Annotated in this window: 14 protein-coding genes and 3 tRNA genes; 15 read left to right on the top strand and 2 right to left on the bottom strand. The window is 42.4% G+C overall.

The features are described from left to right. Positions 1-191: 191 nt before the first annotated feature. Entirely contained in the window at positions 192-1,862 is a 1,671-nt protein-coding gene (locus BHC43_RS02915; protein WP_100156476.1) for a vWA domain-containing protein, read from the top strand. Positions 1,863-2,505: 643 nt separating this feature from the next. After that, positions 2,506-3,372 (top strand): pyridoxal kinase PdxY, encoded by an 867-nt coding sequence (gene pdxY / locus BHC43_RS02920; RefSeq protein ID WP_100140824.1) that lies wholly within the window; start codon positions 2,506-2,508, stop codon positions 3,370-3,372. Positions 3,373-3,463: 91 nt separating this feature from the next. Here pdxY and BHC43_RS02925 read toward each other — a convergent pair whose 3' ends face one another. Beyond that, positions 3,464-4,180, bottom strand: coding sequence for a YggS family pyridoxal phosphate-dependent enzyme (locus BHC43_RS02925; protein WP_100156477.1), 717 nt, complete (start codon positions 4,178-4,180; stop codon positions 3,464-3,466). 160 nt (positions 4,181-4,340) lie between these two features. On the opposite strand from BHC43_RS02925, the gene BHC43_RS02930 reads away from it, so the two are divergent. The 4 genes from BHC43_RS02930 (at position 4,341) to ruvC (ending at position 8,461) form a co-directional block, all read left to right on the top strand. Further along, on the top strand, positions 4,341-5,384 hold the full coding sequence (locus BHC43_RS02930) for a type IV pilus twitching motility protein PilT (RefSeq protein WP_100140822.1): 1,044 nt from the start codon (positions 4,341-4,343) through the stop codon (positions 5,382-5,384). 387 nt (positions 5,385-5,771) lie between these two features. Further along, positions 5,772-6,980, top strand: coding sequence for a PilT/PilU family type 4a pilus ATPase (locus BHC43_RS02935; protein WP_373885629.1), 1,209 nt, complete (start codon positions 5,772-5,774; stop codon positions 6,978-6,980). Positions 6,981-7,085: 105 nt separating this feature from the next. Then, the gene (gene murU / locus BHC43_RS02940; RefSeq protein ID WP_100156478.1) at positions 7,086-7,790 is read left to right on the top strand and encodes an N-acetylmuramate alpha-1-phosphate uridylyltransferase MurU; all 705 of its coding nucleotides are present in this window, start codon (positions 7,086-7,088) and stop codon (positions 7,788-7,790) included. A 119-nt stretch (positions 7,791-7,909) separates the two neighbouring features. After that, positions 7,910-8,461, top strand: coding sequence for a crossover junction endodeoxyribonuclease RuvC (gene ruvC / locus BHC43_RS02945; protein ID WP_100140820.1), 552 nt, complete (start codon positions 7,910-7,912; stop codon positions 8,459-8,461). Between the two features lie 109 nt (positions 8,462-8,570). On the opposite strand, the gene BHC43_RS02950 is transcribed toward ruvC, so the two are convergent. Then, positions 8,571-9,356: a DUF2071 domain-containing protein gene (locus BHC43_RS02950; protein WP_100140819.1), complete on the bottom strand. Its 786-nt coding sequence runs from the start codon at positions 9,354-9,356 to the stop codon at positions 8,571-8,573. 322 nt (positions 9,357-9,678) lie between these two features. Between BHC43_RS02950 and dprA the strand changes: the two genes are divergently transcribed. The 9 genes from dprA to BHC43_RS02995 form a co-directional block, all read left to right on the top strand. Beyond that, complete coding sequence (gene dprA, locus BHC43_RS02955) at positions 9,679-10,857, top strand: DNA-processing protein DprA (RefSeq protein ID WP_100156479.1); 1,179 nt, start codon at positions 9,679-9,681, stop codon at positions 10,855-10,857. Positions 10,858-10,868: 11 nt separating this feature from the next. Further along, positions 10,869-11,327, top strand: a complete 459-nt coding sequence (locus BHC43_RS02960; protein WP_100140817.1) for a DUF494 family protein — start codon at positions 10,869-10,871, stop codon at positions 11,325-11,327. 139 nt (positions 11,328-11,466) lie between these two features. Beyond that, positions 11,467-13,761: a type I DNA topoisomerase gene (gene topA / locus BHC43_RS02965; RefSeq protein ID WP_100156480.1), complete on the top strand. Its 2,295-nt coding sequence runs from the start codon at positions 11,467-11,469 to the stop codon at positions 13,759-13,761. A 78-nt stretch (positions 13,762-13,839) separates the two neighbouring features. Then, positions 13,840-14,412 carry a 16S rRNA (guanine(966)-N(2))-methyltransferase RsmD gene (gene rsmD, locus BHC43_RS02970; protein ID WP_100156481.1) on the top strand — a complete coding sequence of 191 codons (573 nt, stop codon included), beginning with the start codon at positions 13,840-13,842 and terminating at the stop codon, positions 14,410-14,412. 88 nt (positions 14,413-14,500) lie between these two features. Beyond that, positions 14,501-14,755: a YfhL family 4Fe-4S dicluster ferredoxin gene (locus BHC43_RS02975; RefSeq protein ID WP_100156482.1), complete on the top strand. Its 255-nt coding sequence runs from the start codon at positions 14,501-14,503 to the stop codon at positions 14,753-14,755. 112 nt (positions 14,756-14,867) lie between these two features. After that, positions 14,868-14,951 (top strand) — tRNA-Tyr (locus BHC43_RS02980). Between the two features lie 40 nt (positions 14,952-14,991). Further along, positions 14,992-15,065: transfer RNA gene (locus BHC43_RS02985), tRNA-Gly, on the top strand. A 24-nt stretch (positions 15,066-15,089) separates the two neighbouring features. Beyond that, positions 15,090-15,164: transfer RNA gene (locus BHC43_RS02990), tRNA-Thr, on the top strand. Between the two features lie 42 nt (positions 15,165-15,206). Further along, a partial coding sequence (locus BHC43_RS02995; protein WP_257377974.1) for a GTP-binding protein occupies positions 15,207-15,331 on the top strand: 125 nt, incomplete at its 3' end.

Genomic DNA, 15,331 nt, shown 5'->3' on the forward strand with positions numbered 1-15,331 from the left:
TTGATACCGGTAAATGATTAAAGCGAACTGTGGATTGAATAATCAGTCTTTATGTTGTGCGTAGTTCTGCCAACAACATAATTTTATTCGATAATTTCAAAGCTAAATACTATTTAAAATTAATATATGGGTTGGAATTTATTTAGGCTATATGTTAAATATATCATCTACTCTGATAAATAAAGGTGTTTATGTTGATAATAAATTCACAGCTTAGTAAAACCGGACGTTGTCTACTCGTGGCGTGGGTTGTAGGGTTATTGAGCGCTTGTGGTTCAGTTCATACACTAAGTGATGCTAAAGGTAGGGTGAAGCAGGATGCTCCGGTAGCGGTCAATGCAGCGCCTAAGATAGGAAATTATGAATCCAGAATTGGCTTTAAAGGGGCTGAAACTTCAAGCATATTTATGCAGACTGTGTACGAACATAATCAGCCAGATACAGCAAGGTATAAAAATTATTCAGATAATCCTATAAAACAAGTGATTACAGAGCCGGTAAGTACATTCAGTCTGGATATGGATACGGCCAGTTATGCAAATAGTCGGCGGTTTATAGCTAATGGAAGAATGCCGCATCCTGATGCTGTACGGGTTGAGGAATTTATTAATTATTTTCCGGATGTTTCGAATGAAGTATTGAAACCTCTCCTAGGCTCCCCGTTTGCTGCGACTTATGAACTGACACCCAGTCCATGGAATCCAAACAAGGTATTGCTGAGGGTAAATATCAAGGCTGAAAACGTTCAATTTAAAGAGTTACCGCCATCAAATCTGGTATTCTTGGTTGACACCTCTGGCTCGATGGAAGGGCCGGATAGGTTAGATTTATTAAAAAAATCATTAAAATTATTAGTGAGCAGATTACGCCCGCAGGATAAAGTATCTATTGTTACTTATGCAGGTAGTGCAGGGGTGGCGCTGGAACCTACATCAGGAAGCAATAAAGCCAAAATACTGGCTGCAATTGATAAGTTTGAGGCTGGTGGCAGTACAGCTGGCGGTGAAGGACTGAAGCTGGCTTATAAAATAGCTGAACAAGCCAAGGTAAAAGGTGGGATAAATCGCATATTACTGGCTACTGATGGCGATTTTAATGTTGGTATAAACAATGATGAAGAATTAAAGGCACTGGTGAGCACTGAAAAAGATAAAGGGATAACCTTATCAACACTGGGTTTTGGAGATGATAATTTTAATGATGCAATGATGGTGCAGATTGCGGATGCAGGAAATGGAAACTATAGCTATATTGATAGTTTGCAGGAAGCCCAAAAGGTATTACAGGAAGAAATGAATGCAACTTTAGTTACTGTGGCTAAAGATGCAAAAGCACAGATTGAATTCAATCCTCGCCAAGTACTGGAGTATCGTCAAATTGGTTATGAAAAACGGCAGTTGAAACAAGAAGATTTTAATAATGATAAGGTGGATTCTGGTGATATAGGTGCAGGTAAAAAGGTAACAGTGCTGTACGAACTTACTCTTGCCGGAGCCAAACCAAGTATTGATCCTTTGCGTTATCAACGCGAAAAAACGGAACCTACCGGTGCTCAGAATGGAGAAATTGCTTATCTCAAATTACGTTGGAAAGAGCCTGGCAGTAAAAAAAGTGAAATGGTTTCTTTCCCAATAGAGAAGAAAGCGTTAAGAAATTCTTTTGAGCAGGCAGGGGTTGAAACTCGTTTCTTAGCGGCTGTGGCAGCATTTGGACAGAAACTGCGCCATAACCCAGAACTTGCAGAGACTTCTTACGAGCAGATTGCTAACTGGGCAAATAATGCCAAGGGTAACGATCCTCAAGGCTATCGCAATGAGTTTGTCCGCTTGGTCAGAAAAGCTGCTGTTCTTGAAAAAAAGTAAATAGTAATGAAGTGGATTAATGAAGTGGATAACGAAAATTAAGCAAACGGTTTTGGTCATACACTAATAATCAATGGAACTATTTTGCAGCTTTTTCAATGTTTGTGAATTCGATTTCAACGAATAATCTTTTTTTGAAGCTTAAAAACCAGCTATAAAGGCTGGTTTTTTGTTTTCATTGTATCTGGCTTAGTTTTAAAAAAAGAAAAACCATTTCACAGGCATAAGAATACATACTGCATATAACAAATTAGGTAATGAAAGCAAAATGCGCTGCCTACGGCGGAGGAAAAAGTTTTAGTGTGCTGGAATTACGATTACAATTTAATTAAATAATTAATGTTTAATCGGCAAAGTAGGTATTTTTCTGCTGATGTATGCTAGTGCACATTTATCAGAAAAACCTGATTAAATATTCAAATTAAAGTGGTCTAAGCAAACAATATAATTTTTATGTTGGCAATTGGTATGTATTGTTGTTAGAAAGAAAAATTGTGATTTAAGGTGTTGTGGTAGGTAAGTATTTATTCCTGCCTGCATAATCTGCGTATAATCGGCATAAATTTATATATGTCTGCTTACATAGCAGATTTTTAGCACATTTGATAATTCTTAGATTATCAAATTGTAAAATGGCAATATTATGAAAAATATACTTTCAATTCAGTCTCATGTGGTATTTGGTCATGCGGGTAACAGCGCAACGGTATTTCCTATCCGCCGATTGGGCGTTAATGTTTGGCCATTAAATACAGTCCAATTTTCTAATCACACACAGTACAGGCAGTGGCAGGGTACAGTGATGCCGGCTCAGCATTTACTGGATGTGGTTGATGGTATTGCGGCCATTGATGAACTGAAAAACTGTGATGCTGTATTAAGTGGATATATGGGTTCTGCCGAGCAAGGCAGTGCCATTATTGATATTGTCCGCAAAGTGAAGCAGGCCAATCCGCAGGCCATTTATTTCTGTGACCCAGTTATGGGCCATCCAGAAAAAGGCTGTATTGTTGCCGGAGGTGTGGCCGAATTCTTATGTGATGTAGCCCTGCCACAGAGCGATATGATTGCGCCTAATCTGTTTGAACTTGAAGAGTTGAACAACAGGCAACGCATTCATAATGTGGAAGAAGCGGTTGCTGCCTCTCGGGCTCTTTGTACAAAAGGTCCGCGTGCTGTGCTAGTGAAACATTTAAGTCGTGCTGGGTATCAAACCGACCGCTTTGAAATGCTGTTGGTCACGCTGGATGCAGCATGGCATATTCACCGGCCTCTGGTGGATTTTGGCGAACGGCAACCTGTAGGTGTTGGTGATATGACAAGTGGAATTTTTCTGGCAGATTTTCTTTCCGGTAAATCTTTGCTTGAAGCATTTGAACATACAACTTCAGCTGTCTATGCGGTTATGCAGGAAACTTTAAAACGCCGGCAGTATGAATTGCAAATTGTAGCCGCTCAGGATGAAATTGCTCATCCGTCACAGTGGTTTAAGGCAGAAAAAATAGCCTGAAGCAGTACTTGATTAAACTGACAATAATTTAGTAGAAAAACGGCCGGTGAGCAGAGCTTACCGGCCGTCTTGTAATCAATGTTAATGCTAACTAATCATATTTTGTCTGTGTATAGTGACGTTGACCAAAAATAGCACTACCTATCCGAACATGAGTAGCTCCACTGGCAATAGCCGTATGCATGTCGGCACTCATTCCCATAGACAATACATCAACCGCGAATCCTGAATGATGCAAATGCTGGAATAAAGTCTGCATCATACCGAACTGCTGCTGTAATTCAGTTTTGGTAGAGTTTGCTTTGGCTACACACATCAGTCCGCGAAGTTTTAGATGCGGTAAAGTGTTGATGAAACTAGCTAATTTCAATAATTCCGTGTTATTTGCACTAATACCATGTTTATTTGTTTCAGCAGCAATGTTTATTTCAATACAAACATTCAAGGGTGGTAAGTGCTCTGGCCGCTGTTCATTTAAGCGGCGAGCAATTTTTTCACGGTCAATCGTATGCACCCATTGTGCCCGTTCTGCCACAATCCGGCTTTTATTTGATTGAATGTGTCCGATCATATGCCAGACAATATCGTATTCGGACAGCATGCTGGTTTTATCACTAAACTCTTGAATGTAATTTTCACCAAAATCACGCTGACCAGCTTGATACAGTGTGGCTATATCACTGACAGGAAAGGTTTTGCTCACCGCAATCAGTTGAACGTTTTGTGGAGCTTCAGTTTGCTGGCGGATGCTGGCTATTTCAGCCAATACCTCACGCCAGTGTGTAATCAGAGAATCTGAATTTTTCATATCACATAGTTTTTTTTCAGTTTTTTGAATTCAATCCGGCTTTCTTTGAAAAAATTTTTCCGGCATCACAAACATTTTCATTTTAAAGCTTCGGCAACTTGATTAAAATAAGAGCAGAAATTTGTCCCTGCACATCGCAGGCAAGCATAACGGAGTAAATATGCAGCTAACCGATTTATTGGCCTTCGGCGTTAAAAACAAAGCTTCCGACTTGCATCTGAGTGCTGGTCTTCCTCCTATGATACGCGTTAATGGTGATATCCGCCGTATTAATCTGCCCGAACAGAGCGCAGAAGAAGTAGGTAAAATGATAGCTTCCATTATGAACGACTATCAACGCAAAGATTATCAGCAAAATCTGGAAACTGACTTTTCGTTCGAACTTCCCAATGTCTCTCGGTTTCGTGTCAATGCCTTTAACACCGAGCGCGGCCCTGCTGCAGTTATGCGTACCATTCCCAGTAAGGTACTGACGCTGGAAGAGCTCAGAGCGCCGGCAATTTTTCAAAAAATTGCTGAAATGCCACGTGGACTAGTGCTGGTAACCGGACCTACCGGCTCCGGTAAATCAACCACTTTGGCTGCAATGATTGATTACATCAATAATCACGATGCCGGCCATATTCTAACCATTGAAGATCCGATTGAGTTTGTGCATCAGAGTAAAAAATCGTTGGTAAACCAGCGTGAACTTCATCAGCATACACTCAGCTTTGCTAATGCATTGCGTTCAGCTTTGCGCGAAGACCCTGATGTGATTCTGGTAGGCGAAATGCGAGATCCTGAAACAATTGGTCTGGCACTGACAGCTGCTGAAACCGGTCACCTTGTGTTCGGTACTTTGCATACTACTGGTGCAGCAAAAACGGTAGACCGTATTGTGGACGTATTTCCGGCTGGTGAAAAAGAAATGGTTCGTTCTATGTTGTCTGAAAGTCTGCAGGCAGTAATTTCTCAGACTCTACTGAAAACTAAGGATGGCAATGGCCGTGTTGCAGCTCATGAAATCATGATCAGTACTCCGGCAGTGCGCAACCTGATTCGTGAGAACAAAATTGCTCAGATTAACTCTACTTTGCAGACGGGGCAGAAATTTGGTATGCAAACGTTAGACCAGTGTTTACAACAATTGCTGCGTGAAAATCGTATCAGTTTAGATGTAGCACGATCTAAAGCGGTCAGTCCTGATCAGCTGGCAGGATAGTAATTTATAGTTTTTTATTCAGGAAAGCGTGTTGCCATGGATATGCTGAAAGACGCCTCAAAAGAGTCCAGCTTATCTGATTTATTATCAGATATGGTTAACCACTATCAACATCCTACCGCTGCATCAGCAACAGCTACCCCTTCTCCCAGCGAGGCAGAAGCAACGTCAGCAAATACTGTAAAAACAGATGCAAATGTAGCGGTTATACCGATACAAAATACACCAGATTCGAGGCCGGCAGATAAAGAAACAAGCACAGCAATGATGCAGGCAACACCAGAGGCTGCAACAGAAACCAAATCTGTACCAGCAAACGAACAGATTCCGGTCTCATCGGTTTCATCTACTGTCGAGTCACGCCAGACAACTATACATAATAAAACAATGACAGATTCTTCTACCGCAGTGCCGGCTCCATCTACAGCCGTCAGCACACCAGCTCCAGTCACACTTGAACGGGAAGTAGTACATATTCATCCAGTGCTGGAAAAAATGGCTGTTGAAGCCGTACGTCTGAATGCAGCTGATATTTTTATCAGTCCTAGTTTTCCACCATCATGGAAAATCGATGGCAAAATCACCCCCGCACCAACCAAACCTTTAACCGGCGAGGAAACTGCTAAGATTGCCATGTCTACCATGACAACCGTTCAGCGGCAGCGGTTTATGCAAGAACTGGATTTAAACTATTCCATTATTGCCAAAAATGGTGTGCGTTTCAGGGTTAATGCCTATCATGAACAAGGTAGGGTGGGTATGGTGCTGCGTCGGATTACTACCGATATCCCCACCACCCAGAGTCTGTTTTTACCACCAGTGCTGGATGAGCTGGTGATGAAAAAACGCGGGCTGATTATTCTTGCTGGTCCTACTGGTAGCGGTAAATCCACCACCATGGCCGCTATGCTGGATTATCGTAATGCCAATTCAGCCGGCCATATTCTCACCATTGAAGACCCGATTGAATACGTGCATAAACCCAAGAAAAGTATCATCACCCACCGTGAAGTCGGAGTGGATACTCTGAGCTGGGACAATGCAATGCAAAGTGCATTGCGTGAAGCACCAGATGTTGTTTGCGTAGGGGAAGTACGCAGTGATGAGAGCATGGCCTATGCACTGAAACTAGCGCAGACCGGTCACTTGTGTTTCTTTACTTTGCACGCCAGTAGTGCTAATCAGGCAATTGAGCGTATTTTGAATTTCTATCCTGAAGAACAGCATAAGCAAGTGCTGATGGACTTGGCACTGAATCTGGTTTGTATCATCGGCCAGCGGCTGGCTGTGAAAAAAGATGGTAAAGGCCGTCGGGCTGTCATTGACCTGTTAATTAACACTGCCACTGTTCAGGACTATATTTACAAAGGCGAACTAATGCAGATAAAAGAGCTGATGGGCAAAGCAGGTAATGATGGTATGCAAACGTTTGATCAGTGTTTGTTTCAGCTTTATGTTGATGGTGTTATTGATTTTGAAGAAGCTTTACGCCAATCAGACTCACCAAATGATTTGCGCCTGCGGATTAATTTATATGAGCAAGGTGAAAAAGGCACAGCAATCTTTAATAGTGGTACTGAGCTCAATCTGATTTAGATTGTCTGTTTTCATTAATCAATTATTATCTTTAATTTTCAGGCAAAGCTGATCGCTTTGCCTGTTGTATTATAGGCTGCAAAAATATCAAGGAATTTAACCATCATGAAAGCCATGATTCTTGCCGCAGGACGCGGTGAACGCATGCGTCCACTGACAGATACCTGTCCAAAACCATTACTAAAAGTAGGTGGAATACCCTTAATCGAACATCATTTGCGCCGCCTACAGAAGGCAGGTTTTCGAGAAATTGTGATTAATCATGCTTGGTTGGGAGAACAAATTGAAAACTCTTTGGAAAACGGGCAAGCTTATGGTCTGGAAATTTCTTATTCTGCTGAAAAAGAAGGAGGGCTAGAGACAGCAGGTGGAATTGCTACTGCTTTACCTATGCTCGGCAATACACCGTTTTTGGTGATAAACGGAGATGTACTAACAGATATTGATTTTGTCGGGGCGATAGAAATCAGTAACGAATTAGAGCAATCTGGTAATCTAGCTCACTTATGGCTAGTAGATAATCCGTCTCATCATCCAGAAGGAGATTTCCAGCTGTTGTCATCTGGAAAAATAACCGAGCGTCAGACAAATACTTCAGCATTAACTTTTAGCGGAGTAGGTGTATATCATCCTGCCTTGTTTAAGGGCATTCAGGTTCATAACAGAGCAAAACTGGCTCCTTTATTGCGTAAAGCTATGCAAAATGGTCTGGTTAGTGGTGAATATCACAATGGCTATTGGCTGGATGTTGGAACAATAGAAAGATTACAGCAGGCCAATCAATGGTTCGAAGCCAATCAGAGCAAATGAGTAATAGATAGTGGCAAAATACGGTAACATTATTCTCATCCAACAGATAAAATTAATTGACAGGCTATGTCGTTTGTCTGTCATTTTTAGCATATTTACTTTGATTTAGCAGTATAAACATGCAAATACAGCAGTCCGAGCAATCCACCATCCGTATTCTTGGTGTCGACCCTGGCAGCCGTGTAACCGGCTTTGGCGTAATTGACGTAATCGGTCGCCAGCACATTTATGTTGCCTCTGGCTGCATAAAAACCGTCGCGGGCTCAACACTTGCCGATCGCATTCGAGTTATTGTACAGAATTTACGCGAAGTGATTGCCACTTATCAGCCCACACAGACCGCAGTCGAACAGGTGTTTGTAAACGTTAATCCTGCGGCTACACTGGTATTGGGTCAGGCACGTGGAGCGGCCATAGCTGCACTGACACTAGGTGAGTTGCCGGTATTCGAATACACAGCCCTGCAGGTAAAGCAGGCTGTCGTAGGGCAGGGTAAGGCGGCTAAGGAGCAGGTACAGCATATGGTGGTACAAATGTTGTCTCTGTCTGGAACACCTCAGGCAGACGCTGCAGATGCCCTAGCAGTAGCATTAACCCATGCCTTACGCAATTATAGTCTGGCTTCGAAAATTCAACAGGGATTAACCATTAAATCTGGCCGTTTTCGTTAAATAAAAATAATCAGATTTATTCATAAACAAATTAGCAGCTGATAATCTAAATTTACTACTGAAATCCCAACCTTTGCCCAACTATCTTTATTATCTATTTGCAATTATTTTATAAAGCAGTGGGTGGCAAATAAATGGTAAATTCATTAATAGGTTGAAGTAATACACTATAGGGCTGTTGTTGTTCGTCTTCTTGAACCAGTTTCATCCGGCTCAATAAAGCAAATTGTGCTGATTCAAGTGTAGCTGGTTTCACAGTCAATCGATCATGCCAAACTCGATAAGTTCCCAATTTACCATTACGTCGATAGTAAAAACCAGCCAATGGATGAGTCAGATAGACTAGTGCCGTTTCATTGTCAGCAAAACCTTGAAAATGAAATTGTTGTTCAGGTTGCTGCTTTAATTGTACTCTAGCCGGCGCCCACTTTGCCTTTGTATGCATTTCATAATGTCGATAGCAGCCTGATTGCTGGTCAAAGTCACAAATAAAACGCATTTTGCCCGGATGCCATGGTAGTTTCCATATATGACGAGGTACCATAATGGTCCACGAATCCAATATCGTACCCAAAAACCAGACACAACGTTCGCCGGTTGTCGTATCAATTATATAAATTCGGTAATTGGTTTGTCCCATGCTGAATACAGGAAATGGATAAACTGCTGATGTAAAATCCACGTCCATAAATGGCACAACTGAAAGCAAACCTTTTTCCTGACCATCAATAAAGATAGTATCCAGTTTGAAACGAGGGGGAAATAATCCTGCAAATCTGTGTGCATCAACTGCATAAGTAATAATGGCAAAATGTTTTAATTTACAGTTAACATCGATTCCAGAAGGTGTTGGACGCGGATGTAGAAAATCCTTAAATTTAAGTGATATTGGCATATAATTACCCAAGACTTTCAATCCAGAAAGTTAATCAGTCTCAACCTACATTGATATTCGCAAAATTAAATATACAGTAATAATTTACAAAAATAAATATAAATTAATAATAATTTTCTAAAAATTTACAAAATCGTGTTTTCAAAAAACAGAAAAGAATATTGAATATTAAAATAGAACACAAAATTAAAATGTTATGATTTTTATTTTAATAATATTATTCTATTGAAATAATATTCAAATAATGCCATTAAATAATCAATTGTAATATAAATTATCCTTTGTCATAATTGATAAATTACAAACTGTAAAGAAAATGTAAATGAATGAGCTCGAGCGCTATGCTTGGATTGAGCTGGCATTAACACCTTATATTGGCAGTGAAACATTTTTACGTATCTTAAAACATTTTGGTTCGGCACAAATCGCTTTGGCCGCAGATGTGGCAGAAATTAAACCTTTCCTGATTCGTTCCCAGGCCGGTCAATACTGGCGCAGTGAGGAGGCTAGAAAAGCAGCTGAAGCCGCCCTGCAATGGGAGCAAGAGCATGAAAATGCACGCTTATTATTGCTGGCTGAAAATGATTATCCACCACTGCTTTCTGAAGGTTTGACACCGCCTCCATTATTATTTATTCGTGGTAACATCCACTATCTGCAACAGCCTTCGTTGGCTATTGTTGGCAGCCGACATGCTACGCCACAAGCAATGCGTATTGCCCGTGATTTTGCCAAGGCATTAGCACAAAAAGAAATTGCTGTGATATCAGGCATGGCTGATGGTATAGATACCGCAGCCCATCAAGGTGCTTTACTTGGCAAAGGTACTACTGTTGCCGTCTGGGGCACAGGAATAGATCGCGTGTATCCGGCACGCAACAAATCATTGGCCGCTGAAATTGCCGAACATGGCTGTATAATTTCAGAATTTCCACTAGGCACACGTTCTTTGGCAGGTAATTTCCCCCGTCGCAATCGCCTGATTGCAGCCCTCAGCCAAGGTACCCTAGTGATAGAGGCTGCAACCGAATCTGGCTCCCTGATTACTGCGCGATTGGCCGGTGAAATGGGTCGTGAGGTTATGGCAATACCTGGTTCGATTGATAACCCATTAAGCAAAGGTTGTCATGCATTGATAAAACAGGGTGCAAAACTGGTTGAAAATCTAGATGATATACTGCATGAGTGCCCATTCCTCTTGCAAAAAACGCAAGTGCATTCATATAGCAATCAATCTTCACAATTTATTCAATCAGATACACCCGTACTGCTTGTTGAAGAGACTGAAGATCTCTTATTAGACAAAACAGCTGCATCAAAACTCACATCGCCGGAAAAACAAATTCTGGATGGATTAGGTTATGGTATCGTACATCCAGATACACTGGTCTCAACACTTGGCATCCCTGCTACAGATGTGTATGCTAATCTTATGGCACTGGAGCTAGGTGGCTGGATTACCGCACTGCCGGGTGGTTGTTATCAACGCATTAAATCTTGAAAGGATTGCAAATGATTGATGTAATAGCGTTTTTGATTGAGCACTTTCAAGACGTTGATGCCTTCCCTCCACGTAAAGATCTAGGAGCGCTTTTGGAGGAGGTGGGTTTTAATGATGATGAGATAGGGGATGCCTTAACTTGTCTCGACGAGCTGCGTTTCGAACCCCTGATTCCGGCCGAAACCTTGCGCAGCAGTACCGGATTCCGTATTTTTAATGAAGAAGAGCTGGATGCACTCCCGTTGGATGTTCGTGGTCTAATACATTTTCTGGAACAGAATGGTGCACTCAATCCTGAGCAACGTGAATTCGTACTCAATGCTTTAATGAATTTGCCGTATGACGACATCACTGTAGATCATGCTAAAGTACTGGCCTTACTGGTTTTGTGGGCACATCGGTCAGAATTGCCAGTACTTATTGGTGATGAATTAATGGCTGCGCTTAATGGTGAAGCCATAATGCAGTAAATTACTGACAGCGAAACAGCATTAAAGCTTTCAGTCAGAACGTCTGAAAGCTTTTTGCTTTGTCCGATTGTATTTATTAGAATAAAACAAACTACCAACATATCACAAATATTTAAATTACGAATGTGAGCCTGAGCGAATGGCAAAAAACCTGTTGATTGTTGAATCTCCATCAAAAGCGAAAACGCTAAAAAAATATCTTGGCAGCGACTTTGAAATTCTCGCTTCCTATGGACACGTGCGCGATCTGGTACCTAAAAGTGGTGCCGTCGATCCGGAAAATGACTTTGCCATGAAATACCAGCTGGTCAGCCGTAATGCCAAACATTTGGATGCGATTGTGTCAGCAGCAAAAGAAGCTGATGCACTTTATCTGGCAACCGACCCGGATAGAGAGGGTGAAGCCATTTCCTGGCATTTACAGGAAATACTCAAATCTAAGCGTGGCCTCAAAAACCTACACCCAAAGCGGGTAGTATTCCATGAAGTAACCAAAAAAGCCGTATTGGATGCGGTTGCTCATCCGCGTGAGTTGTCACAAACATTGGTGGATGCACAGCAGACCCGGCGAGCTCTGGATTATCTGGTTGGTTTTAATCTGTCACCCTTATTATGGAAAAAAATTCGCCGAGGTTTGTCTGCTGGCCGCGTACAAAGCCCGGCATTACGCATGATTTGCGAGCGCGAACAAGAAATCCGTGATTTCACGGCACAGGAATATTGGACAGTTCATTTAGACAGCCACAAAGCGCGTACCAAATTCACCGCCAAACTCACACACTGGCAAGGACAGAAACTCGAGCAATTTGATATACCAGATGAAACTCAACAGCAGGAAATTGTCAGCGCCCTGCAGGGTCAGCCGGCACATGTTTCCAAAGTTGAAAAGAAAAAGCGCAGCCGCAATCCAGCTGCGCCATTTACCACTTCCACTATGCAGCAGGAAGCAGTGCGTAAACTTGGCATGACAACTGATCGTACCATGCGCACAGCCCAGCAATTGTATGAAGGTGTAGACGTAGGGCAAGGTGCAGTGGGGCTGATTACCTATATGCGTACCGACTCCGTCAGCTTGTCAGATGATGCCGTTGTTGAAATACGCCATTATATTGATAACAAAATTGGCAGCGACTACCTACCATCTACAGCAAAGGTCTACAAAACCAAATCGAAGAATGCTCAGGAAGCACATGAAGCTATTCGGCCGACTTCGGTTTACCGTACACCAGAAGAAGTGAAACCCTTTCTGACTGCTGATCAGTTTCGCCTGTATCAGATGATTTGGCAACGTGCAGTGGCCTGCCAGATGGCACCAGCTCGTTTCGATACCACCAGTGTCGATATTGTTGTAGGAAAAGGTGTTTTTCGAGTAACTGGACAGATACAGACATTTGCTGGTTTTTTAAGCGTTTACGAAGAAGGTGTCGACGATAGCGAAGATGATGAAAATGCCAAAAAATTGCCTCCATTGCAGGAAGGAGATGATTTACCGGTAGATAAAATATTTGGCGAACAGCATTTTACTCAGCCACCACCCCGTTATTCTGAAGCCAGTTTGGTAAAAGCACTGGAAGAGTATGGCATTGGCCGTCCTTCAACCTATGCCAGCATTATTTCCACACTGAAAGAACGTGAGTACGTCACACTAGAACAAAAACGGTTTCTGCCCACCGATACCGGTGAAGTCGTCAATAAATTTCTTACCGAGCATTTCGGTCAATATGTAGATTACAACTTCACCGCTAGACTGGAAAATCAGCTGGATGATATTGCCGGCGGCAAGCGAGAATGGAAGCCGGTAATGCAACAGTTCTGGAAAGGTTTTGACAAAGAGGTTAAAGCCAAGGAAGACATCCCGCGCGCAGAGCTGACAGCAGAAAATCTGGATGAAATCTGTCCGAAATGTGGAGCTCACCAGCTACAAATTAAATTTGGCAAACGTGGGCGCTTTATTGCCTGTAGCGGTTATCCAGATTGCGATTACACCCGCAACGTGAATGAAACTGCTGAAGAGGCAGCCAAAGCTGCAGAAGAACCTACCATCGTTGAAGGGCGCAGCTGTCCCAAATGTGACGGACAACTGGTATACAAGCGTGGCCGTTATGGTAAATTCATTGGCTGCGCCAATTATCCCAAATGTAAATATATCGAACCTTTGGAAAAACCTAAAGATACCGGAATTGAATGTCCGAAGTGTCATAAAGGCAGCCTGATCGAACGCAAGAGTCGCTATGGCAAACTGTTTTACAGTTGCAATACTTATCCCGATTGTGACTATGCCGTGTGGAATCCGCCCATTAACGAACCCTGTCCGCAATGCGCTTGGCCGATTCTGACCATTAAAACCACCAAACGGCGCGGAACCGAAAAAGTTTGTCCTCAAAAAGAGTGTGGCTATACCGAACAGATAGAACCTCCCGCACCCAAAGAATAAAGCAGGCTGCTCAAAATAAATAAAAAACTTAAGACTTTCAGCATGCCTGAAAGTCTTTTTTTACTGGAATAAACTGACATGGCCAGAATACTTCAGCAGCATCGCAATCAGGTACGTATTATTGGCGGTACCCATCGAGGCCGTAAACTGACATTTCCGACCGCCGAAGGTCTGCGTCCGACGGCAGATAGCGTGCGCGAACGTCTGTTTAATTGGCTGGGGCAAGACTTAACAGGTATGGCAGTACTTGATCTATTTGCCGGTAGTGGCGTAATGGGATTGGAAGCAGCTTCAAGAAGGGCTAAAACCGTTACGCTGATAGAAAAAAATCGTCTGGTGGCACAGGCAATAAAAAATAACCTTCAACAATTGAATTTCAATCAGGTAGAACTTATTTGTACAGATGCACAGAATTTTCTCGCAACTAACAGCCGGCAGTTTGACATAATATTTCTCGATCCGCCTTACCAATGGCAGCAGTGGCCAGACCTTATGCAAGCCCTTGTCCCGCATCTGAGACCTCAAGCACATATCTATCTTGAAAGTGATACATTACCAACGCTGCCAACTGGGTGGCAGATACTGCGAGAGGGTAAATCAGGAATAAGTCGTTTTGAATTATTAACTTACTGTAAACCAGAAGCACCCTGATTAACAGGCACTCAATGGGATACAGACAAAATAATGGTATAATCCGCGCCCAACGGTTTTGAGTAAAATTTAACGATAAAGGAAAAACATGTCACTCTTGATAACAGATGAGTGCATTAATTGCGACGTATGCGAGCCTGAGTGCCCAAACAACGCTATTTATCAGGGCGATGAAATTTATGAGATCACCCCAGAACGGTGCACACAGTGTGTAGGTCATTATGATGAACCACAATGTCAGCAGGTTTGTCCGGTAGATTGCATCATCATTGATGAAGAACACCCAGAAAGCGAAGAGGAGCTGGAAGTTAAATATCAACGGCTGATGGCAGAAAAAGAATAAAACGACACAGGCTGAAATGTATTTGAAACAGTTAATTACTCTCTTAAGTAAAAAAAATTGCTTAAGAAGCTTGACGAAGATACAAATCAACATTATCATGCCGTTCTCTTTTGGAGGGATTCCCGAGCGGCCAAAGGGGGCAGACTGTAAATCTGTTGCGAAAGCTTCGAAGGTTCGAATCCTTCTCCCTCCACCAAATTCCAGTCTTACTTGGGGTAGTTTTTTTAAGTAAGTATGCGGGTGTAGCTCAATGGTAGAGCAGAAGCCTTCCAAGCTTACGGTGAGGGTTCGATTCCCTTCACCCGCTCCATATTAAGTAAATACCTACCGTAATGCCCATGTAGCTCAGGGGTAGAGCACTCCCTTGGTAAGGGAGAGGCCGACAGTTCAATTCTGTCCATGGGCACCACCTAAATTGATAAACCTAATCATCTTTAGATAGGAAGTAGCCATGGCTAAAGAAAAATTCGAGCGGAGCAAACCGCACGTAAACGTTGGCACCATTGGTCACGTTGACCATGGTAAAACCACATTGACTGCTGCAATCTGTACCATTTTGTCTAAAAAATTTGGTGG

Source organism: Snodgrassella alvi (assembly GCF_002777855.1).
GTDB lineage: Bacteria > Pseudomonadota > Gammaproteobacteria > Burkholderiales > Neisseriaceae > Snodgrassella > Snodgrassella alvi_E.

What these genes read in the sequence shown, in the direction of transcription:
- BHC43_RS02915 (WP_100156476.1), top strand. Translation starts at nt 192, where the DNA reads ATGTTGATAATAAATTCACAGCTTAGTAAAACCGGACGTTGTCTACTC.
- pdxY (WP_100140824.1), top strand. Translation starts at nt 2,506, where the DNA reads ATGAAAAATATACTTTCAATTCAGTCTCATGTGGTATTTGGTCATGCG.
- BHC43_RS02925 (WP_100156477.1), bottom strand. Translation starts at nt 4,180, where the DNA reads ATGAAAAATTCAGATTCTCTGATTACACACTGGCGTGAGGTATTGGCT.
- BHC43_RS02930 (WP_100140822.1), top strand. Translation starts at nt 4,341, where the DNA reads ATGCAGCTAACCGATTTATTGGCCTTCGGCGTTAAAAACAAAGCTTCC.
- BHC43_RS02935 (WP_373885629.1), top strand. Translation starts at nt 5,772, where the DNA reads ATGACAGATTCTTCTACCGCAGTGCCGGCTCCATCTACAGCCGTCAGC.
- murU (WP_100156478.1), top strand. Translation starts at nt 7,086, where the DNA reads ATGAAAGCCATGATTCTTGCCGCAGGACGCGGTGAACGCATGCGTCCA.
- ruvC (WP_100140820.1), top strand. Translation starts at nt 7,910, where the DNA reads ATGCAAATACAGCAGTCCGAGCAATCCACCATCCGTATTCTTGGTGTC.
- BHC43_RS02950 (WP_100140819.1), bottom strand. Translation starts at nt 9,356, where the DNA reads ATGCCAATATCACTTAAATTTAAGGATTTTCTACATCCGCGTCCAACA.
- dprA (WP_100156479.1), top strand. Translation starts at nt 9,679, where the DNA reads ATGAATGAGCTCGAGCGCTATGCTTGGATTGAGCTGGCATTAACACCT.
- BHC43_RS02960 (WP_100140817.1), top strand. Translation starts at nt 10,869, where the DNA reads ATGATTGATGTAATAGCGTTTTTGATTGAGCACTTTCAAGACGTTGAT.
- topA (WP_100156480.1), top strand. Translation starts at nt 11,467, where the DNA reads ATGGCAAAAAACCTGTTGATTGTTGAATCTCCATCAAAAGCGAAAACG.
- rsmD (WP_100156481.1), top strand. Translation starts at nt 13,840, where the DNA reads ATGGCCAGAATACTTCAGCAGCATCGCAATCAGGTACGTATTATTGGC.
- BHC43_RS02975 (WP_100156482.1), top strand. Translation starts at nt 14,501, where the DNA reads ATGTCACTCTTGATAACAGATGAGTGCATTAATTGCGACGTATGCGAG.